This window comes from Vibrio sp. E14, assembly GCF_020515785.1.
GTDB lineage: Bacteria > Pseudomonadota > Gammaproteobacteria > Enterobacterales > Vibrionaceae > Vibrio > Vibrio diabolicus.
The window spans coordinates 1004161-1026369 of record NZ_JAHPJI010000001.1; the positions used below are offsets into that span (position 1 = coordinate 1004161).

Annotated in this window: 13 protein-coding genes, 4 tRNA genes and 1 pseudogene; 8 read left to right on the forward strand and 10 right to left on the reverse strand. The window is 42.7% G+C overall.

What is annotated here, in order from left to right; all coding sequences use genetic code 11:
• Nucleotides 1-24: 24 nt before the first annotated feature.
• Nucleotides 25-348: a nitrite reductase small subunit NirD gene (gene nirD, locus LIX84_RS04315; protein WP_005394602.1), complete on the reverse strand. Its 324-nt coding sequence runs from the start codon at nt 346-348 to the stop codon at nt 25-27.
• A 13-nt stretch (nt 349-361) separates the two neighbouring features.
• Nucleotides 362-2926 carry a nitrite reductase large subunit NirB gene (gene nirB / locus LIX84_RS04320; protein ID WP_226420733.1) on the reverse strand — a complete coding sequence of 855 codons (2565 nt, stop codon included), beginning with the start codon at nt 2924-2926 and terminating at the stop codon, nt 362-364.
• Nucleotides 2927-3455: 529 nt separating this feature from the next.
• Here nirB and rnk point away from each other — a divergent pair.
• From rnk to LIX84_RS04335, 3 genes and pseudogenes are all read left to right on the forward strand, one after another.
• The gene (rnk, locus tag LIX84_RS04325; protein ID WP_005394604.1) at nt 3456-3863 is read left to right on the forward strand and encodes a nucleoside diphosphate kinase regulator; all 408 of its coding nucleotides are present in this window, start codon (nt 3456-3458) and stop codon (nt 3861-3863) included.
• 238 nt (nt 3864-4101) lie between these two features.
• Nucleotides 4102-5055 (forward strand): annotated as a pseudogene (locus LIX84_RS04330) (diguanylate cyclase domain-containing protein).
• A 473-nt stretch (nt 5056-5528) separates the two neighbouring features.
• Nucleotides 5529-7313, forward strand: coding sequence for an Ig-like domain-containing protein (locus tag LIX84_RS04335; RefSeq protein WP_226420734.1), 1785 nt, complete (start codon nt 5529-5531; stop codon nt 7311-7313).
• Between the two features lie 63 nt (nt 7314-7376).
• Here the strand turns inward: LIX84_RS04335 and LIX84_RS04340 are convergent, their stop codons facing one another.
• Nucleotides 7377-8972, reverse strand: a complete 1596-nt coding sequence (locus LIX84_RS04340) for a DUF11 domain-containing protein (RefSeq protein ID WP_226420735.1) — start codon at nt 8970-8972, stop codon at nt 7377-7379.
• A gap of 680 nt (nt 8973-9652) precedes the next feature.
• Here LIX84_RS04340 and LIX84_RS04345 point away from each other — a divergent pair.
• The gene (locus tag LIX84_RS04345; protein WP_226420736.1) at nt 9653-10939 is read left to right on the forward strand and encodes a DUF11 domain-containing protein; all 1287 of its coding nucleotides are present in this window, start codon (nt 9653-9655) and stop codon (nt 10937-10939) included.
• 72 nt (nt 10940-11011) lie between these two features.
• Here LIX84_RS04345 and LIX84_RS04350 read toward each other — a convergent pair whose 3' ends face one another.
• The 3 genes from LIX84_RS04350 to LIX84_RS04360 all read right to left on the reverse strand — a co-directional run bounded on the left by LIX84_RS04350 (nt 11012) and on the right by LIX84_RS04360 (nt 13873).
• Entirely contained in the window at nt 11012-12694 is a 1683-nt protein-coding gene (locus tag LIX84_RS04350; protein WP_226420842.1) for an Ig-like domain-containing protein, read from the reverse strand.
• A gap of 982 nt (nt 12695-13676) precedes the next feature.
• Nucleotides 13677-13750: transfer RNA gene (locus tag LIX84_RS04355), tRNA-Cys, on the reverse strand.
• Nucleotides 13751-13786: 36 nt separating this feature from the next.
• Nucleotides 13787-13873, reverse strand: a tRNA-Leu gene (locus LIX84_RS04360).
• 301 nt (nt 13874-14174) lie between these two features.
• Between LIX84_RS04360 and LIX84_RS04365 the strand changes: the two genes are divergently transcribed.
• Nucleotides 14175-15104, forward strand: coding sequence for a CHAD domain-containing protein (locus tag LIX84_RS04365; protein WP_226420737.1), 930 nt, complete (start codon nt 14175-14177; stop codon nt 15102-15104).
• Between the two features lie 68 nt (nt 15105-15172).
• Nucleotides 15173-15961, forward strand: a complete 789-nt coding sequence (locus LIX84_RS04370) for a lipase family protein (RefSeq protein ID WP_053808369.1) — start codon at nt 15173-15175, stop codon at nt 15959-15961.
• Between the two features lie 74 nt (nt 15962-16035).
• Here LIX84_RS04370 and LIX84_RS04375 read toward each other — a convergent pair whose 3' ends face one another.
• The 4 genes from LIX84_RS04375 to LIX84_RS04390 form a co-directional block, all read right to left on the reverse strand.
• Nucleotides 16036-16290 (reverse strand): hypothetical protein, encoded by a 255-nt coding sequence (locus LIX84_RS04375; protein WP_012842214.1) that lies wholly within the window; start codon nt 16288-16290, stop codon nt 16036-16038.
• 130 nt (nt 16291-16420) lie between these two features.
• A complete protein-coding gene (gene amyS, locus LIX84_RS04380) occupies nt 16421-17944 on the reverse strand; it encodes an alpha-amylase (RefSeq protein ID WP_170902538.1) in 1524 nt (507 codons plus the stop codon).
• Between the two features lie 308 nt (nt 17945-18252).
• Nucleotides 18253-18326, reverse strand: a tRNA-Cys gene (locus tag LIX84_RS04385).
• A gap of 37 nt (nt 18327-18363) precedes the next feature.
• Nucleotides 18364-18450, reverse strand: a tRNA-Leu gene (locus LIX84_RS04390).
• Between the two features lie 552 nt (nt 18451-19002).
• Here LIX84_RS04390 and LIX84_RS04395 point away from each other — a divergent pair.
• Complete coding sequence (locus LIX84_RS04395) at nt 19003-20634, forward strand: methyl-accepting chemotaxis protein (RefSeq protein ID WP_170902539.1); 1632 nt, start codon at nt 19003-19005, stop codon at nt 20632-20634.
• 189 nt (nt 20635-20823) lie between these two features.
• The gene (gene alr / locus LIX84_RS04400; RefSeq protein ID WP_226420738.1) at nt 20824-22053 is read left to right on the forward strand and encodes an alanine racemase; all 1230 of its coding nucleotides are present in this window, start codon (nt 20824-20826) and stop codon (nt 22051-22053) included.
• Nucleotides 22054-22209 lie beyond the last annotated feature (156 nt).

The following is a 22209-nucleotide window of genomic DNA, read 5'->3' on the forward strand; positions in this document are numbered from 1 at the left end:
AGGAGGAGGGAATGCAAACCAAGCTTATGCAGAAATTTCTACTTCACCGTTGGTTACGCGCGTTTTGTACGCTTTCACGTTAAAATGCTCGTCTTCCATACAAGCACCTGTTTTCAGGTTAAAGCGTTGCTTTTTAAGTGGGCTTGCTACCCAGAGTTCGCCTTGGTGCTCACAAATCAAACCGCGAGAAAGCACGTTTGATTGGAAGAACGGGTCTGTGTTGCTGATCGCCAGCACTTCTTCTGCTTGTGTTGGGCGGAATACCGCAACTTGCTGACCATCAACCAGTGCACAAACGCCAGTGCCCGGTACGATGTCGCTGATTTGGCAAATCTTTTCAAATGACATAATCAACCTTCCCTTATGCTTCAGTGATCGCTACGTGTAGGATGTCGCCTTTCGCTTCAGGGTGTTTTTCCGTGAAAGTTGCCGGGCGGTGCTGTTCACGCTCTTGTACAAACATAACGTTGTCATCGCGCTTGTCAGAGTTGATGAAGTGTGCGAAACGAGTCAGTTGTGATTCGTCGTTGATAGTCGCAGTCCACTCACACTCGTACTCGTCTACAAGCTTCGCTACGTCAGCTTCTAGTTGAGCGTTGATGCCAAGTTTGTCGTCAACAATCACTTCGCGTAGGTAGTCAACACCACCTTCCATGTTTTCCATCCAAACTGATGTGCGTTGTAGTGGCGCAGCAGTACGGATGTAGAACATCATGAAGCGGTCGATGTACTTGATTAGCGTTTCTTTATCTAGATCGCTTGCTAGTAGGTCTGCGTGACGAGGTTTCATGCCGCCGTTACCACAAACGTACATATTCCAACCTGCGTCAGTCGCGATAATGCCAAGGTCTTTACCTTGTGCTTCCGCACACTCACGAGTACAACCAGAAACACCGAACTTCATCTTATGAGGCGTACGAATGCCTTTGTAACGGTTCTCGATGTAAGAGCCTAAACCAACAGAATCTTGAACACCGTAACGACACCATGTTGAACCAACACATGTCTTCGCCATACGAAGTGCTTTCGCATACGCTTGACCTGTTTCGAAACCAGCGTCGATAAGCTTGCGCCAGATCTCTGGAAGATCGTCTTTTTGAGCACCAAATAGACCAATACGTTGAGCACCGGTTACTTTGGTGTATAGGTTGTATTCAGCAGCAACGTTCGCTAGCGCACCCAGTGCTTGAGGTGTTACTTCACCACCCGCCATACGTGGAATGACAGAGTAAGTACCGTCCTTTTGGATGTTACCTAGGAAGTTATCGTTCGTGTCGTGAAGCTTAACCAGTTGTGGCTTAAGGATGTGCTCACCCCAGCAAGACGCCAAAATAGAGCCCACAAGTGGTTTACATACTTCACAGCCGTAACCTTTACCGCATCTCTCCAGAAGCTCATCAAACGTTTTGATCTCTTCAATACGGATTAAGTGGAATAGCTCTTGGCGTGAGTAAGCAAAGTGCTCACAAACGTCGTTCTTCACTTCAATACCAGATTTAGCAAGCTCTGCGTTTAGAACAGAAGTGACTAGAGGAATACAACCACCACAGCCTGTGCCAGCGCCAGTCACTGCTTTGATGTCGCCCAATGTATGGTGGCCATCAGCAACCGCTTGTGCGATCTTGCCTTTGGTTACATCGAAACATGAACAGATCACTGCGCTTTCTGGTAGAGCGTCTGCACCTAGTGCTGGTTTCTCAGCGCCTGCGTGTGCAGGAAGGATCAATGCGTCTGGGTGTTCTGGTAGGTCGATTTCGTTCAACATCAATTGAAGCAGATCGCCGTAGTCAGACGTATCACCCACGAGTACTGCACCTAGCAGCTTCTTGTTGTCTTCAGAAACGATAAGACGTTTGTAAACTTCTTGCTCTTCGTTTTGGTAAACGTAACTCTTACAACCTTCAGTACGACCGTTCGCGTCACCGATTGAACCTACTTTTACACCAAGAAGTTTCAGCTTCGCAGACATATCAGCGCCTTCGAATTTGCTTTCTGTGTTACCTAGTAGGTGATCAACCGCAACGGTCGCCATCTTGTAACCCGGAGCAACAAGGCCGTAGAACATTTCATTCCAAGACGCACACTCACCAATCGCGTAGATGTTCTCATCAGAAGTCTGGCAGTGGTCGTTGATGGCAACACCGCCACGAGGGCCAAGTTCTAGCTCCATTTGGCGTGCCAGTTTGTCTTGTGGGCGAATACCCGCTGAAAATACGATGAAGTCTGTTTCTAACTCAGTGCCGTCAGCAAAACGCATAACGTTGCGAGCACTTTTACCTTCTGGCGCAATCTCAAGCGTATTTTTGCTAGTATGAACGTTCACACCCATACGCTCGATCTTTTGACGAAGTTGGTTACCACCAGCAAGGTCAAGTTGCTCAGCCATCAGCTTTGGTGCGAACTCAACAACGTGCGTTTCTACACCCAATGCTTTTAGTGCGCCTGCCGCTTCAAGACCTAGAAGACCACCACCGATAACCACGCCTGATTTGCTGTTTTTCGCACACGCTTCAATCGCTTTTAGATCTTCGATCGTGCGGTAAACAAAACAGTCTTTGCTTTCATGACCTTTGATAGGCGGGACAAATGGGAATGAGCCTGTAGCAAGAATCAGCTTGTCGTATTGAACTTCACGGCCAGTGCTTGAGTAAACAATGCGGTTTTCACGGTTAATGTTAATCGCACGTTCACCGATCAACATATTGATGCCGTGTTTCTCGTAGAAGCCTTCTTTCACTAAAGAAAGTTCATCTGCAGTGTGGTGAGAAAAGTAAGAGGAAAGGTGCACACGGTCGTATGCGACACGAGGTTCTTCACAGAAAACGGTAATCTCCATATTAGAGATATCAGCTTTCTCGACTAAGTCTTCAATATAACGGTGCCCTACCATACCGTTACCGATGACTACTAGCTTCAACTTGCTCATTATAATTCCTAAGGGTTAGGTTCTTATCACTGAGCTCATTGTTAATTGTGAAAGAAAATTAATACATGATGTAAATCAATTACAATTTCAAACTACCCTAAAGGGGTAGATGAACGTTTTTATCTTGATATTGAAGAGTAAAAGGTAATTTATTAACGGATGTTGGTAGTTTTTACAAAATGAGATAACCGCAGTCATGCTCACAAAGGGCTATACAGTTTTGGCTTTTACAGAATGGCAATGATTGTCGAGTTAAACCACGCTAACGATAAACCCTGCTTTGTTTAAAAACAAAGCATTCGTTTTAACCTAGCAGTTTCAAGGCTATTAAAGGTGAACAACTGAAGTGACTGAAAGTTTTAGAAAAATCAAGTCTCACAACAAAAATCTTTTACTAGCTAAGTCGCACTATAAAGACTAGAATCTGATTTAGTTCATATGGAATAAAATCCATATGATTGATACCGTAATTGACATATAGAGTGCCGTCCCATGTTTGTGAGGCGGCCTTTTATTTGGGAGTCATAAAATGTCAGAAAACAATTCTATCTACATTTCAAGCTTAGATATGAACCGAATCACGGCTTTGTTGGATAAAATGCCAAACATCGCGGCGGAGCTTGTTGAGCTAGAAGCAGAGCTAGACCGTGCGACGGTTCTTGAGCCAGAACAAATGCCAGATAATGTGGTCACGATGAACTCAACTGTAGAGTTTAAATTTGCAGGTGAAGATAGAACCATGACAAAGACACTGGTTTACCCATCTGAGCTGAAAAGCAGTGATGATATTTCCATTTTTGCGCCCGTAGGCAGCGCACTGATCGGTTTGTCTGTTGGTCAAAAACTTGAATGGCCAATGCCAAATAATCAAGTGAAGACAATTGAAATTGTCGATATCACCTACCAGCCTGAGCGTTGTGGTGCACTAAACCGCTAACCCTCAGTAGTCCCGGTGCAAAGGCCTCATTTATGACTTTGCACCAGGAGAGCCCCTCGCTTATCCCCTATTTCCCTCTTTGTTTTTCCAAGCATTTACTTTGCTGCTCTTAAGTAACATCACCGATTCTTTATTATTTACCGCATATTCAATACTTATATCTCCAAGCTCAATCATAGAAATTGCAAAGTATTTTTCGTATATTGTCGCTCCGAAAACGACGTAAATTATGCGCAAAATGGAAGAATATCTAACTCGAATTGCCGTCTTAGAAAAAGAAAATGAAGAGCTGAAGCGGAAAAATGCGCGACTACAAGAAAAGTTGAATGCTGCACTCGACAGTAATGGACTGTGTTTGTGGGAGCAGCATATTCCTTCAGGTACTTTGACGATATTCAATATGCAGTGGGGCAAAATGCTAGGTTATCAGCCCCATGAGTTAACCGCGACGGTTGAAACGTGGAAAAACAATCTCCACCCTGAAGATTATGATCTTGCGGTGGGTGCATTTGAAGATCACCTAGCTGGCAAAACCGACCTTTATGAGGTAGTTCATCGCATGATTCATAAAGACGGCAGTGATAGTTGAGTCTACGATCGAGGGCGCATCGTCGAGTATGGTTCTGATGGCGAACCACTACGCATGATGGGCACTCATATCGATATTACAAAAGAAAAGCGATATGAGCAGCAACTGGCTAAGTTAGCTTCGAGTGATCCATTGACCGGACTGTTAAATAGAAAAGCAATTGAGGAAAACTTTAATCATCAACCTCAAACCAAGCCGTCTCAGCAGTCTGCCTTAGTGTTTGTTGATATAGATAATTTTAAAGCAGTTAACGACCAGCTAGGCCATCATACTGGTGATACTCTCCTCATCAATATCGCCAATAGCTTAACAGAGCTTGCGCCAAGCAAGTCTCAAGTCGGACGCATAGGAGGAGATGAGTTTGTCGTTTTAAGCTCTTATTCAAATCAAGAAGAAATATCTCAACTTTGTGATCGACTCTTAAGTTCCATCATTCCTGCGATAAATCAGGACTTAAATAAAGTAACGATTGGAATGAGCATCGGTGTTTGTCTATTTGATAAAGGAAAACAACAGTTTAATGAAGTTTATCAAAAAGCCGATCATGCAATGTATGAGATAAAGAAAAATGGCAAAAATGGCGTTGCCTATATCCAGATATAATAAGTCTCTTGTTTTTCTAAATTAATATTTCTTTAATTTGACAATTTTCTCTATGGAATTGATAGCGTCTTATTTTAATAATTTATTTATATAGGAAACAAAAGAAATAACAAACAATTAAGAATGTTGCATATTACACGGTGTAATATTATTACTGTCTTTGTAACTGCTTTTGTTGCATACAATATTATTTCTTATTATTTTTATAAAAACCACTAATAAGAAGTAGTTAAACATTATAATTCATAAACTTATAAAAACCGAAATGCATGGTTGAATTTTAACCACCCCTTCTGCTAATATCTCGCCTCGTGTTTAAAAGTAATAAACATACACAAATATAAAACAAACTTTATAAAACATAATGCACACTTGATAATTACTGGTTCTATTTGGGTAGAGCTCGGTATTTATTTAAAACATTATGAATTTGTAATTTCATTTAATATCAAAATATTAAGTAGGTATATAAATTGAAGAAGGTCATCCTCCCTCAATTGGGCTTTGTTGCGTCAAATTTACGCTTGCTAGCTCTTGGCTTTGTAACCCTCGTGTCAGCATATTCTTTTTCATCAGAGGCTTATGCTGAGCAAGTGGCTAGTGGTGAACAAAAAACATTAGTTGTACTCGTCAATTTCCAAGAAAACCCTCAAGAGATCCCGATCTCTAAAGAAGACGCCCATCATGTTGTTTTTAATACCGTTAGCGACTTCTATTCGCAAATGTCCCAGGGGCAACTTTGGCTATCTGGTGATGTTGCTGGAACATTCATCTTACCGATATCAAACCAAATTTGCGATGATGATGCTGTAGCAGCGGAAGCCAACAAAATGGCTGAAACTGCGGGATATCAACTATCAAACTATGACCGTTTTATCTACTTAACAACCAAAACTGGATGTGCATCAGAAGGCTCTGGTAGTCAAGGAGTAACTCCCTCTAGAGCGTCAATAAATGCGGTTTTCGAGCCTCGAGTTATCGCCCATGAATTAGGACATAATTTTGGATTGCATCACGCTTCCGCACTCGACTGTAAAGACGGTACGTTGGCTGGTGATTGCCGTGTCATAGAGTACGGTGATAGCTACGATACAATGGGTAACTACGATATGGGTTACTTTAGCGCCTTCCAATTGGAAAACTTAGGGTGGCAGACCTCCCCTGCTCAAATCATTTCTAGTGATGGTGTTTACTCTATTGATGCCTATGAAGATTTTGAAAGTACTTCATCAAAAGTTTTAAAAATCCCAAGAGGTACCGATCCAATTACAGGCCAGCGCCAATGGTTTTACGTTGAATATCGACAAGCTCTTGGCTACGACAGCTTTTTACGTGACCGTTCGTACATCGTATACCGCCAAGATGTGACAGAAGGTGTGGTTGTGCGCCTAGCGACAGACGGTGATCTTAAAAGTAGCCGCTTGCTACACATGAAGCCTGACTCCACTTTCAAACAATTATTTGGGAGTAATGACTGGGAAGACCCTGCTCTTCCAATTGGTGGAACGTTCACCGATCCCAAAACAGGTGTGTCGATTACTTTGGAAAGTGCTAATGGTCAAAACGCACAGATCAGTGTCATATTTGGTGGTGAATCCGGGCAATGTGTTGCGACATCGCCTCTACTCTCTCTAACCCCACTATCAGGTTCTGATGCAAATGCTGGAGAAACGTTAGCGTATAATCTTAAAGTGACGAACCAGAACAATACAGAATGTGCAGACGCGACCTATACAACGGCTTTAAGCGTTCCTGACGGATGGAATTATGACGCAAGCGCCTTGACGGTTCCTTCCGGCATGAGTGAAGAAACGACGGTCATGGTTACGTCAAACAGCGATGCTCAGCCGAACTCTTATAGCATAGCCGTTGACGTTATAGATGCTGAAAATGAACAATCAGCCAAAACCGAGCTATCTTACACAGTGTTGTCTGAGTCGACGTCACCACTTGAGGCGGTGAATGATAGCGTAACGATCAGTGATAAATCCGTCGTTCGCATCGAGCAGTTAAATAATGACTCGTTTGAACAATCGACCTCTCTTGCCATTACGGTCGCTAAGCCAAACAAAGGCAGCGCCCGTGTACTGAGTGATGGCTCCATTGAATACACACCTTCGAAGAAGTTTAAGAATAATGATTCATTTACTTATACGATCAGTGACGGTCAATCTTCTTCAACCGCGACGATTAGTATCACCTTACAATCGACTTCTGGTGGGAATGGTGGTGGAAACGGTAAAGGGAAACCGAACTAAATCACGCAATTCATATGAAAAAGCCTGGAGAATACTCCAGGCTTTTTATTCACAAGACGTCAATTAGTTGCTTGGTGCAGGACAAATATCACAGTCTGCAGAAGCTGTATTCGTCGCTTGAGTATTATCGATTTTCAAGAAACCAACCGCTGTCACAGTATCACGGAAAGATTGCGTTTCTGCATTGCTAAATGCCGTTGGGATATAACTACCAGTATAAGACTGACATTGATCCGAAGCGAGTTCGATATTATCCACTACTGTCACGTCATCAGAAGCATCCTCAGGCGTACCTGAGTCATCCACAACAGAAACATTCACTAAAGTAAGTCCAGGCGTTGTGTTACATACCATTCCCGAGAAGCTCACTTCTGCAATGATACCGTTTTCAGTAAGTTTGAAGCCGCTTTCACATGATTTCGTTACACTAATCATTGGAGACAAGCTCAATGACTCACATGGATCACTTGCGGTATCACTAATGGTCGCTTGGCCACCCGGAGTCGCAGCTGCTGTGACTTTCACCGTATTAGTTAGACCATTGCTTGTACTTTCAAAACTGCCGCTGTATGAAGCACTGTCACCTGAAGCAATGGCACCTAAGCTATGTGTAGTACCTGCTTCTAAATCCTCTACAACAACATCGTAGAGCGTACCGACACCATCATTAATCACGTCGCCGCTGTATGAGTAAACGTAACCATCTTCTGTTTCATTCACGACCGCTTGATTACATGTTTTAGTGATATCAACACTACACAACTCAAAGTCACCAACCACAAAGTCTTTCAACTGAGCGGTAATACTGCTTGATGCTCTTGTTTCGGCTGCAAACGAGCTAAAACAGGTGTCTGTTTGTAGAAGTTCAGTAAGGTTTACACCACCTTCAAAGAAGGTTTCTGGAGGGAAGACATTTTCGACACCACTTTTTGGCGTATACGCCCATGGTGCAGGTGAGTCAGTTGTATTGGTTGAAGCACACACATCTTGCGCGCCTGGTGAACACAGTGCATTTGTCTTAACTTTCAAACGTAAGTTTGTCGCAGCACACTGACCATCTTGTGGATTATTGTTAGCAGCTTTCGCACAAGTTGTGTCCCATTCAAGAACCAAAATTTCAGGGCCATCGTTTGCCCCTTGCAAATAATTCACCTGAATCAAAAGGTCGCCAGCAATATGTTGACCAGTGAATGTACCGTCTGGGTTTGTACTGACTGAGTCTTGATAAAACCAAAAACCTAAGAAGGCATCACCGCTGTTACCAAAGCGGTCTGCACCAAAGGTGAGTACAAGGTCATTATTAATGTTGTATGCCGCTGCATACGCATGAAGAATGTCCCCTTTATCAAGTACCGTACCAGTCTTCCAACCGAGTTCCGGTATGTCTTTGATGTCTTTATTACCACCAGTAAAGGTTGTATCCGGTGTTGCCGTGTCATTCTCAAAGCTAAATACTAATGCTCCACCACTGTTTGGCGGCGTTGACCAGTCATCTGGAGCACCTACTCCAGAGTCATCTATCGCATTAGCATTTGCTTCTAACTCAAATACGCCATCTGTTGGTGTTGCAAATGCAGAGCTACCTATAAGCAAGCTTGTAAATATTGCATAAAGAAAGCTCTTCATCGTATGCCAGATACCTGACTTACAAGAATTCATAACCTACTCCTTAGAACGCTTCTAAAGCTAGACGAAGGTCCCTATGTCATTAATTGCCTTTTAAGAAAAAGTGAAAGCGAGATACAACTTTCGTTTCGAGCTCGTATAACGCATAGAGCATGCCACTACTTAAGGTTATGATTTTATTAAACTAAATATTTTCAACAGCGAAGAGAATGAACAGAGTGTTCAATTTTAAAGAAAGAGAAAGAAAATAAAAGAGACAAAAAAACCTACGATAACAAAGATATATACGTGTTCTAGGATAATGTTACAGATTGACACTTTATTGTTTACACCTGTGACAGATGCGCAAAAGCGACGGTATTGAAACTGTCCATTATGAAAATGAAATAGACGCTTAGTCACCTGCTCCCACTAATGTGAAGGTGATGTGTAACACCTGTGTGCATAGTGTTACACCCTTTACACATCTAATTGAATACTCATTTAACTAAAACATATTCAATCGTTTAGCGAATAAGTTTTAGCTCAACCATTTATGAAAATATAAACAAACTGTTCACCCCTCTGTACAAAAATAAAAAATAATCAACAAATACAAAAGGTTAAATATGGAACACTCTATGCTAGTCAACTGGCGCAGTTTAACTCTGTGAGAAAACTATCACGTATGTGGGCTCAAGGACGTAGCGAGCCCACTTACACAAGGAGGTTTTATGAAAACCATATTTAACTCTTGGTGGGGCAGTAAGAGTTACCGTTGTTCCACTTTATGTAGCCAGAATATACTTACAGCGATCAATATCAGCAGCATGTTTAAGCTGTTTACTTGGGTCATAGCGGTTAGCTTAGTGCTGAGCTCTCAAATTGTTTACGCATCCGCTGGCGACCCTTCAAGCCGAGGCGTGCAACCAATATTTGTTGAAGGGAATAACACCTGTCAACAATTACTTCCAGAGATCGATGGTTTGATAGAATACAAGCTTGAGCCAGTTACAGACGGCACTTTCGGTGATGGCATGCTTGAAGTGGTTATTGATGAACAACCTGGGGCAAAAACCTTCAGTTGGGATCAAGGTGATAGCCCTGTGATTATGCAAGCTATCTTTGTTAAAGGTGGTCCTGACGGAAACCTATATAACTACTTCACAGATGGATTATTGTATCAAGATGATGCCTTGCTGCATTCACCTGTAGGGAAAAATGGTAGATACTATGGCTTAAGTCATATTTCATTCTGTTACACACCAGGCGTACCAGACATTAAAATCACTAAAACTTGTACATTTGGTGATGTTGTCAATGGTAACACTTTGAAATACAACTATAAACTCACTGTAGAAAACACCGGTGACTTTGCATTGTATGATGTTGTGGCAACAGACACTACAGCCGTTGACAACGATATGGCTGCTGGTGACCATGTGTTCAATTTAGCTATGCTCGCCGTTGGACAAACGCAAGAGTTTAATGGTTCGTTTATTATTGACCAAAACGGTATCACTAACTACGCAGAAGTAAGCGCAGCACTTGAAACTGGTGGTGGTGTTGCGGTTTCTGACAACGCAGATTGGGAATGCCCAAGCCAAAACATCCCTGGTTCATTGTCTCTAGAGAAAGACTGTAGTGTCGTCGTCGTGAATCGATTTGAAGATACTGGTATTAATGAATACGGTCTTCAAGTCAATTACAGTGGTAGTGTATGTAATACCTCCAATGTCACCATTGACGGCATTGTCGTAATCGACAACAAAGACTCGAATCCAATCCAGGTTGGTATGCTTGCGCCTGCTGAGTGTTACGACTTTACTGGTAACTACGAGCCAATCCCAGGAGATGGTGAAGGCCTTCCATTACCGGGTGAAGAGGTCAGAGCGTTTACAGATACTGTGGATGCGAGTGGTGAAACTATCTTCGGTAATGTTGTCGTAGAAGCGATAACAGCGTCTGCAGAATGTACGCTATGTCCAACTTGTCCAGAGCCTGTTAACTGCCCTGAATAAGGTCTACTTACAACTTAATAAAACAACGCCTGACGTTAACTCGTCAGGCGTTTTCTTTCGAACTATATCGTTCTATTTATTCTTACCTTTCCCATTGTTACCAGAGTTGCCAGAATCGCCACCAGATGAGGACTCTAACTTCACTGAGACCTGAGCGGTCGAGCTGCTTTGACCATCACCTATGGTATAGGTAAAGCTGTCGTTATTTTTGAATTTCTTTTCAGGTGTGTAACGTAGGGTGCCATCTGATAACAGCTCTAGTCGCCCCTTGCTTGGTCTAGTAAAAGAAACCACGTTTGCAGAGTTTTGCTCTCCAACAATATCGTTTGCCATCACATCGATAGTCACCGACTGTTTCGAAGACATAGTCACCTGATCATCAACAGCAACGAGCTCTGGTGATGGCGAGATTTCAGTAGTTACAGAGTAATTCACGGATGCTGCGGTTTGCACACTTGAGTCCTCTCCGTGTGTCACGATCATATTCAAAGCATAGTCTTTATCACTAGCGTCAACCGAAGATACGACTGATATCATTACTTGTCCGGTTTCACCTGCTGCTAGCGTGATTGCATTGCTGCTTGCTTTCCAACCAGTTGGCACTGACGCGTTTACAGAAAAACTGCTCGCTGAACAATCTGCACTATCTTTGTTAGTAATAGTGACCTGATATTGAACCTCATCGCCGGCTGCAACCGAGTTGTTTGTTGCAGCTTTCGCAGTCACTGATGGAGCATTAACAGTACAAGTCCCGATATTACCGTTGTCAGAGCCGTCAAAGACAACGCTTACTTCGGCGATGCCGTTCGCTGCACTCACCAAACTCAATGTTACACCTGAGTCTGGGTCAGTATAGCTACTACCGACCGGCATAGATGGGTCAAACCAGTCATTTCGGCCAAAAACCGCACGATATTCAGAATCAGTTTTAAAGTGAAGCAGATTACTGCTGCGCCCATCGCCTTCTACAGCGCTTCGAATGATGATGCCATCCGTAACGTCCCCACGATAGAACGAGTAAGAACGAGCATCTAAAAAGTCGTCAAACCCAATAGACTGGCGGTATTCAATGTAAAACCATTTTTTTGCACCTGTAGAAGGATCAGTACCACGAGGTACTTTTATCGTAACTGGCTGATCACTAGTCGTCTCGTAATTCGCGATGGAGTAAGTACCATTTTGAGTAACTTCCAGTGTCTTTGAAGCGTGCTCTCCCTCTAGCCATCCTAGTCGCTCGCGCTGGAAAGTATTCAAATAGCCGATGTCTGGACCACCCATTACATCATAGGTATCACCGTATTCACGCAACGTACAGTTGTCTGAAAGTGTATGTTCGCCGCAATCAAGTGCACGAGAGTGATGCAAACCAAAGTTATGTCCAAGCTCATGAGCGATGTTCATCGGAGAAAAATCACCATTGATGTGCGCGCGTGAAGGCATGCCATCAATAGTTGCCGATCCAGCGACACCACATGCCGTTTTTGTCATCAAGTAAACAATACGATCGTACTCTTCAAGCTTCACTCCCGCAGCGATGGCTTCTTGATCCGCTGCATCTTGAACAGCGGTAAAATCACAAACCTGATTAGACAACGGTAGATTAAACCAACCCACGACTTTCCCAGATAGCCACATTTGCTCAAAAGAGCTTTCACGGTAGAAGTCATTCACTGTGCCAAAGATTAGATTATTTGCTTCTGACAAAGTTAATGGCTGCTCATTTGGGTTTTCTTTGAAGTTCAGCAGGATAACCAATGTATTTTGCTGTCCCGTCGTACTTCCTGCTGCACTGGCGTAATGGATGCTCTGTAAACAAGCGAATATTACTAATAAAAATGACAACCCTTTATTTAGGATTGTTCTATTTATTTTAATATTTTTTATCACTGCTTCACCTAATTTTAAATTAATAACTAGTTCAACTTCCCGCCAATATAAGCAGAAATGGTAGGGTAAAATAATATAAATTTTAGGCAATAAAATGCCCTAGCCTATAAAGCCAAATATGTTCCTATATACATCAACATGGTTATAAAAGGATAACCACCAAAAATATAAGAGCCGGAATCATAGCAAAGCAACCGGTCAAAATTCAACCAGAGCGATAAGTAATTTAGGTTAAGTTTGTGTAATAATAAATTTGTCCATTTTTGTCAGTTACTTAAAATAACCTTATGATTGTTTTATATGAACAAACTTTGTATTCAACAATGACTTTAATAAATCACTTGCACTACAGCCAATTTAAATCATTAAAAATCAAACAAGTAGAAATTGAACTAAAACAACCTCAATTTCATCGCATGAAATTATAACCTTTAAATTCATTAACTTAATAACGAGTCATTCGAATAATATACCTCAACAACTCTTGAGTAATATTATCCATCTTTAATTGTTAAATTTACGTTAAATTAAAGTGGTGAAAAGTTTTTTGCTCACCTAGTTTTATACTCGATTAAAAGACAGACTGAGCGATACAGTGCAATATCAACTAGAGACATATAGAGAAACAAGCAGGATATATGTGCAACTTTATTTTCAATATTGAACTAATATCACATTGATAATATAACGCTATAGATAGCAATTCAGGAAAACCAGTTAAAGGGTGATTAACTGATAATTGAGGTTGGTATTTGTACAAAAATTAATTATTCAATAATAAATGTGTATTAGAATAGTTTGACAATACCAGATAGTAAAAAACCGGCACAAGGCCGGTTTTTAGAAATAGTGGAGGCGCCTCCCGGAGTCGAACCGAGGTCCACGGATTTGCAATCCGCTGCATAGCCACTCTGCCAAGGCGCCTTTCTGATTTTGTATCTCTGTCACCAAAGATTTTGATGGTGCCCCGGGCCGGACTTGAACCGGCACAGCGCGAACGCCGAGGGATTTTAAATCCCTTGTGTCTACCAATTCCACCACCAGGGCAACGCAATCATGCGATGGGTTAGACACCATCTGTCTCTGCGGCCTTTGCCGTGAGAACGAGGCGTACTTTAACGGATTAATTTATCTGGTCAACAAAAAATTAGTCTTTTTTATTCAAATGGTTAAAAAGCCAACTCAAACGAACAAAGGGCGATCATTTTGCTCACAAGAACATCAGCATGCTTTGCTCTCGTTTACTTTGCTTCATCACTTCATGTCAATGAGGAATCGACAAGTCGCACAAATTGGCAGTATGGGTATAAACTTAACTCGTACTGCAGGGGACAAATAAGCGCTCATCATGTTTCGAAAGTCATCATTTCAATTACCGCTACATACTGATTCCGAACTCGACTTCGTAGTGTCCCACTTCTTACTTACTGAATTTGATTATGCACGCTCTCTGGAACAGGGGATCGTCCATGACTTGGACCCTGAATATACACACCAGTATCGCGTCACACTAAGGCGCATACGCTCACTATGCGTACTACTTCGCGAACTGATACCTCCTTTTGAACTGCGTATTTTGAAACCTCATTTAAAAATAATGATGAAGAAAACAAATAGGCTGCGTGATTTGGACGTATTTATCTTGGACAAAAGCCAATACATTGAAATGCTCCCAAACCATAAACCCTCTCTTGAGCAGCTTTTTGGCTTTATAGAATCCGAACGTGCTTACGAACAGGCAAAAGTTGCGCGTTGGCTAGCGACACAAGAATACACTATGCACTGCACTTTGGTCAGGAATAGTCTGCTGCGAAGTACAAAGCACGCACGAGTGGATAACAACGCACCTGCGTTACTCTTCGCAAGCCAAAAAGTCTCCGAGCAACTTAAAAAGATCGGCAAAGCACGGAGCAAGATCTCGGACAAAAGTTGTGACAACGTGATTCACTCGATGAGGATAAAGTGCAAAGCGCTGCGTTATTTGCTAGAAGGGTTTTCCGCACTCTACCCTTCCCCACAGCACAAAAACAACGTGAAACAATTAAAACTATTACAAGACAAGCTCGGTGATTTTAACGACACTTCAAGTCAAATTGAATTTTTCACACAGCTCAAAGAGGCAGTAAACCTCAATAAAAAAGATCGTAAGACCCTGAAAAAGCTGCTTAACGTGCTTAGTGAACATTACGATACTTCGCGCCAGACCATCTTAACGCACTTAGACCAATTTGAGGCTTTCATCCACGATACCAACACACAAAGCCTCTACCAGCACTAACCTAGGTTCACGTATTTTTAATATTCATTAATTACAGTCAGTCGTTAGGCTCCATAAAGAAAGATAACGTGAAACCATTAAAACGATACCAATATGAGCGCTATGCCGTACTCTGTAATCTCGCCTATCCTCGCGTCTTCAGACAAACTCAATACGGATTCGATCCTAATGGGCAACGAGTCATTAGAAATGAACACGGTAAGATTATGATTCGCGTGCTCTGGAGTAAAAAACAGAGTGAAGTGGTCGTAGTAATTAAAGGCTCACACAGTATCAGTGATTGGTTGTTAAACTTCGCGATGTGGACGAGAAGCTGTCGACGGTTGGGACTGAATTACCGCATTCACGCGGGTTTCTATCATCTTCTGTTTCAAGAAAGTTTACCGAGCCGAAATGAAGATCGGTTGGGGTTGACCGTGCTCGAGCGCCTCGAAGGTATCGTTGTACCGCTCATTCTTAGGGGAAAAAGAATCACCATTACTGGTCACTCTTCAGGTGGCGCAATTGGCAGTGTTTTTGCCGACTATATTGAGAAAAAATACCCAAAAAGCATTAAACGCGTCGTGACTTTCGGTCAGCCCGCAGTTGGAGATTGGACCTTCAAAAAACGCTACCGTTTGGGGCACAAAACTTACCGGATTTGTTGCGATATCGACATCGTGACATTCATGCCGCCAGTGCCTTTTCTCTATTGGCATGTAGGCAAAATGTTATGGTTGTATAACGGGAGAATATACGAGAATACGCCAACGTTCATTCGACTTGGCCGTTCTCTATTTAGTTGGTTAATGCGACCATTCTCTTATCACTTTATGAGTAAATACATCCGCGATAAAGACTTCTTTGACGAACGCTGAGCTAAGTACCCTAAAACTATGATGTACAGGCACTAAAAAGCCGGACTCAGCCGGCTTTACGTTTTTGTGGTGAATTACAGAGAGGCAATTTCTTTTTCAAGTTGATATTTGCTATCTGTGACTATGCGCTCTAACACTTCAACGCGTCGCTTCAAGTCACCAATTTGCTTGTTAAGGTTATCTTGTTCTTCTTGGCTCATCGTATTACGTTCAGATATCTCCAAGGCTCTTACTTCTTTACGATGATTCAAGATTAACTTAATTATCCCGCCCCCAAATATGGCACCGAACACAATAGCCACAACCAATACATCAGCAATAGATTCCATTCTTCATCTTCCTCTAGATAATGCTCAAATATAAGTTACTCATTTGTTATATGAATATCAAATAACGTATTGATTCACTGCAAAGTTTCATCAAAATTTGCCTGTTCTGTATCAAAATCACAAGAATGGATTACTCAACGCTAACCCAAACCGAGACAGATCCACCATTTACAGGGAACTCAGCCCACCCGTTCGCATCTGTCCAAATGTCTTCAGTTCGGATGCCCAACTTGTCGACATAGCGTGTACTTGGCTTGCCCGTAAACATCCACTTCGAGCCACCTGGTCCATCACTCATGATCACTGCCATTGAATGTGGATGTTCTGCATCGCCCTCGCGAGTCCAGCCAATTACATCCCAATGGTCGAGATAAGAATGTTGTTTGCCATACGCATAGTCTTTACGCAGTGTTACGAGCTCTTCGATGTAAGGCACTTTGACCATATTGATGTCATGCCCTTTATCACTGTACTGCGCGCCGTAGTAATCTGCATAAAACACGGATGGATAACCTTCTTCACGCAATAAGATAAACGCGTAAGCGAGCGGCTTAAACCACCAATCAACCGTCGACTCCAACGCCTGCAAAGGTTGAGTATCATGGTTTTCTACTAAGGTTACCGCTTTGACTGGATTGTCCTTCATCAGCGTACCATCCATGATTTGACGCATATCGTAGCTACCACCCGATTTAGACGCATTGTAGAAGTTCATATGTAACGGTGCGTCGAATAGAGACATGCTGCCAGAAGTTTTGGTGATAAAGTTATGCAGCTGATTCACATCGTAGTTCCAGTACTCTCCGACCGTGAATAGTTCTTTCCCTGTTTTCCAACGTAGGTGATCAATCCATTCTTGAAGATATTGGTATTTGATGTGCTTCACCGCATCCATTCTAAAGCCATCAACACCAGTCATGTTGATGTACCACTCACCCCAATCTTTCAGTTCTTGTTTAACTTCAGGATGATCCATGTCTAAGTCAGCATACATAAGGTAGTCGTAATTCCCCTTTTCAGAACTGACTTCCCAATCCCATGCCTTACCTTCACCTTTGAATTTAAAAATGGCTTTTTCTTTACCTGCATCGTCCCAGTCCACGCCATCAAAATGGTACCAAGTCCAATGGAAGTTAGAGTACTTGTCGTTGCGTCCAGGGAAATCAAACTCCACCCACGCTTCAATCCATTTATCACCAAGTTCAATGTTGCGGTTGTTCCAATCTACCCGCTTAGTATCAACCCAAGATTTCCCATCTGCACCACCACGGTGGTTAAACACCACGTCACCATAAACCTGGATATTGTTATTGTGAGCGGCATTGATAGCACTAAGGTACTGATCTTTCGTGCCGTATTTGGTGCGCACTGATCCTTTTTGATCAAACTCCCCCAAGTCGTACATATCATAAACGCCGTAGCCGACATCATTACTGCCACCCGCTCCTTTGTATGCAGGTGGTAGCCAGAGCGCTGTGAATCCGTTTTCTGCTAGCGTTGGAGCGTTATTTTCCACTTGAGTCCACAGTGTGCCATCGTTAGGCACATACCAATGGAAATACTGCATCATTGTGCCATTCTCAGCAGCCAATGCAGATGAACTTAGCAGCAAGGTTAAAGGTAAAATAGTGCGTTTTAATTTAAATGTTTTCATTATTTTTCTCTCACGTTAAGGACTAAAATCCTCCTTTCTGCTCATACACACCAAGCATTGCCAACGGTCACGCTAGCCAAGTTGCTGCCTGTGATACAAAAAATTCGGATTACAATCGAAGAGAAATTAGCACCAATCACCCTATACAATTATTGAGTTATTTAACATTTATAAAATCAATGACTAGTGCATTGAAAATATTGAATGGTGATCAAAACATGGGAGGAATTTAGAGAAGCGTGAACAAGTATAGAATGATGGATTTAAAGCGAAGAAAGCCAGTCATTTAAGACTGGCTTTCGAAATAGTGGAGGCGCCTCCCGGAGTCGAACCGAGGTCCACGGATTTGCAATCCGCTGCATAGCCACTCTGCCAAGGCGCCTTTCTGATTTTTATATCTCTGTTACCAAAGATTTTGATGGTGCCCCGGGCCGGACTTGAACCGGCACAGCGCGAACGCCGAGGGATTTTAAATCCCTTGTGTCTACCAATTCCACCACCAGGGCAACGCAATTATGCGATGGGTTAGACACCATCTGTCTCAGCGACCTTTGCCGTGAGAACGAGGCGTACTTTAACGGATTAATTTATCTGGTCAACAATAAATTTTATCTTTTTGATTTAAGTGCTTAAAAAGCGTTCCAGACGGTACAATTGGCATTCAATTAGGCCAAGAAACACTCGTTAGCTTTCATCAACTCTAAGTCACACACATGTTGATGCCCATAACTGCTTAGCTTGTAAACGCCTGACTAACGCGGATCGTAGTCACCACTCTCTTCAGCTCTGTAACATCTGTAACAATTGGAGCCCCTACTCTTGGCACTGTTTCACACGAAATATCATATTTTGTTACCGATAACTTTGCATCGAATGTGGTCGTACCTTTATAAAATCATTGACATTTTTTATTTTCAAAAAAAGCTCAATTCATTATCGAAAATATCAATAAATAATGATAGCTTACACTCGTTGCAGTAATTTAATGGACATATATCACATATAAGGACGTGGTTTACTTTGGCGACACACCATAAGAAAAACAAGGTATATCACTAATGTCTATCAAGAATCTTTCTATAGCGAAAAAGATATCGCTATCGTTTTTACTCATTGCCATCGTCAACATTGCGTTTGGCGTATTTTTATCTACAGAGCTCAAAAGCATTAAATCTGAGCTTTTAAACTATACCGATGATACGCTTCCTGCTATGGAAAGAGTAGATTCGATCCGAGATCACTTGTCTCGCTGGCGCCGAGCTCAATTTGCTGCGTACACTTATGAAGACGCAGACCAAGTCAAAACTAAAATTTCTAACAATATTAGAGAACGCGAAAAGATCACTAGAGAGCTCAACGCTTACGGTGAAACGATTTGGCCTGGTGAAGAGCAACAAACTTACCAGCGCCTTATGCGTCAGTGGAAAAAGTACCTGGTCACTATGGATCAGTACAACGAAGCGATGCTAGCTAACGACAAAAGCAAGGCCCACCCTATTTTGGCGAACTCTTTACCTGCTTTCGAAGCGGTTGACTCTGAGCTCGGTGAACTGATCCGTCTACTTAAAAATGCTATGGACAGTAACAAAACTCATATTCTTTCTTCTGTAAATGGATTGAGTAACTCGTCAATTGCGAGCAACGTGATTATTCTACTTATCATGGTAGGCATGACGTACGTGCTGACACGCCTTATTTGTGGCCCACTAAAACTTGTTGTCGAGCAAGCAAATGCCATCGCAACAGGTGACCTATCAAACGACATCGATCGTAAAGCCATCGGCAATGACGAGCTAGGTGAGCTGGCAGATGCGACCACTAAGATGCAAGATGACTTGCGCCAAGTTATCGACAACGTGATTGCTGCGGTCACACAGTTAAGCAGTGCAGTAGAAGAGATGAATCAAATCTCTGATATTTCTGCGTCTGGTATGAAAGATCAACAACTGCAAATCACACACATTGCTACGGCAATGACAGAAATGAAAGCAGCAGTAGCCGATGTTGCACGTAATACTGAAGATTCAGCGAACCAAGCTAACGAAGCAAACCGTCGTACGCAACACGGTGTTCGTGAAACGCAAGGCATGGTTGACGCGATTCATGAAGTTTCAAACGTAATTGGTGCTGCGGGCGATACTGTGGCAGAGCTTGAACAGCAATCGAATAAAATTAACGTTATTGTTGATGTTATCCGTGACATTGCCGATCAAACCAACCTACTTGCGCTTAATGCAGCCATTGAAGCTGCGCGTGCTGGTGAGTCTGGTCGCGGTTTTGCCGTGGTTGCGGACGAGGTTCGAACGCTCGCAGGCCGTACGCAAGATTCAACCAGCGAAATTACGTCGATCATTGAACAGCTACAATCGCTTGCAAAAGACGCGAAATCTGCAACAGAACTTTCTAGAACCAGTATCTCAGAATGTGCAGAGCAAGGCATTCAATCAAAACAGCTGATGAGCGACATTGAACACTCGATTTCTGATATCTCAGACATGGGCACCCAAATCGCCACGGCTTGTAACCAGCAAGACTCTGTTGCAGAAGAGCTTAACCGCAGTATTGAAAACATACACTTGGCATCTCAAGAAGTATCACAGGGCTCAGAGCAAACCGCACAGGCTTGTCGTGAGCTAAGCCAGCTGTCAATTTCTCTTAAAGATGTAATGAGCCGCTTTAAACTGAGTTAAACTCAGTTGATACCTTAGTTGATATTGAATCAACCTCGATTTGCACAAATTGAGTGCAATCACTGAGGTATATTGAATCATGATCTTCAAAAACGCTCCAAAGCACTACTTGGAGCGTTTTACTTCGTCAGGTACTTTCCCCAAGTACTCAATAACATAACCAATACAAAAAACGCGTACGGAGACTTTATGCGCTTAAATAAAACCTTACTATCACTGACTATCGCTGCTGCAACCGTTGCTCCTGCGATGCAAGCTACTGCTGCCCCTCTTCAAATTAGCAACACTGTAGTAAAAGCAGAGCAAGTTCAAGGCGCTAACGCTTGGCTGGAAATAAACTTAGGTCAGTTCCGCGATAATATTGAGCAGTTTAAATCGCACATGGATGGCAAAACGAAAATCTGCGCCGTGATGAAAGCCGACGCATACGGTAATGGCATCGCGGGCCTGATGCCAACCATTATCGAACAACAAATTCCTTGCGTTGCCGTTGCAAGTAACGCTGAAGCACAGACCGTTCGTGATAGTGGCTTTAAAGGTCAACTTATGCGTGTACGTTCGGCGGATATTGGCGAGATCGAAGCTGCAATCGACTTAAATATTGAAGAGCTGATTGGCACTGCAGAGCAAGCCAAAGTACTGTCTAAGCTAGCAGAGAAAGCGGGTAAAGAAATCAAAGTTCACCTTGCTCTTAACGACGGTGGTATGGGACGTAATGGCGTTGATATGACGACAAAAGCGGGCAAGCAAGAAGCGCTAGAAATCGCTCAACAAGCTGGCGTTAATATTGTTGGCATCATGACTCATTTCCCTAACTACAATGCAGACGAAGTTCGTCAAAAGTTATCTTCGTTCAAAGACAGCTCTGCATGGCTGATTAAAGAAACGGGCCTAAAACGCGAAGATATTTTGCTGCACGTGGCCAACTCTTACACTGCACTCAATGTTCCTGAAGCACAGCTTGATATGGTTCGTCCTGGTGGCGTTTTATATGGTGATCTGCCAACCAACCCTGAGTACCCTTCTATCGTGTCTTTCAAAACACGCGTGGCATCCGTTCACCACCTGCCAAAAAATAGCACTGTCGGTTACGACAGCAGCTACAAAACGAGCAAAGAAAGCCTAATGGCGAACATTCCTGTTGGTTACTCTGATGGCTACCCACGAAAAATGGGCAATACAGCAGAAGTACTGATCAATGGCCAACGAGCAAAAGTGGCGGGTGTTGCTTCAATGAACACCACCATGGTTGATATTACAGGTATCAAAGATGTTGAGCCTGGTTCTGAAGTTGTACTGTTTGGCTCTCAGCAAGGCAAAACGATTTCGGCAGCAGAAATGGAAAAACATGCAGAGGTTATCTTCCCAGAACTATACACGGTTTGGGGTGCTGCGAACCCTCGTGTCTACGTAAAATAAACCCTTTCAGTTGTTCGTAACAGAACGAAAAAGCGAGCCTCGTGCTCGCTTTCCTACTCATATACTAATCTGTAACAATCCGTGCTCTTCTCAATTGAACAGAGCTTGCTATTTGCGTTGCGTTACTTTCCTTGAGCCCTAGTAAGTGACAAATCC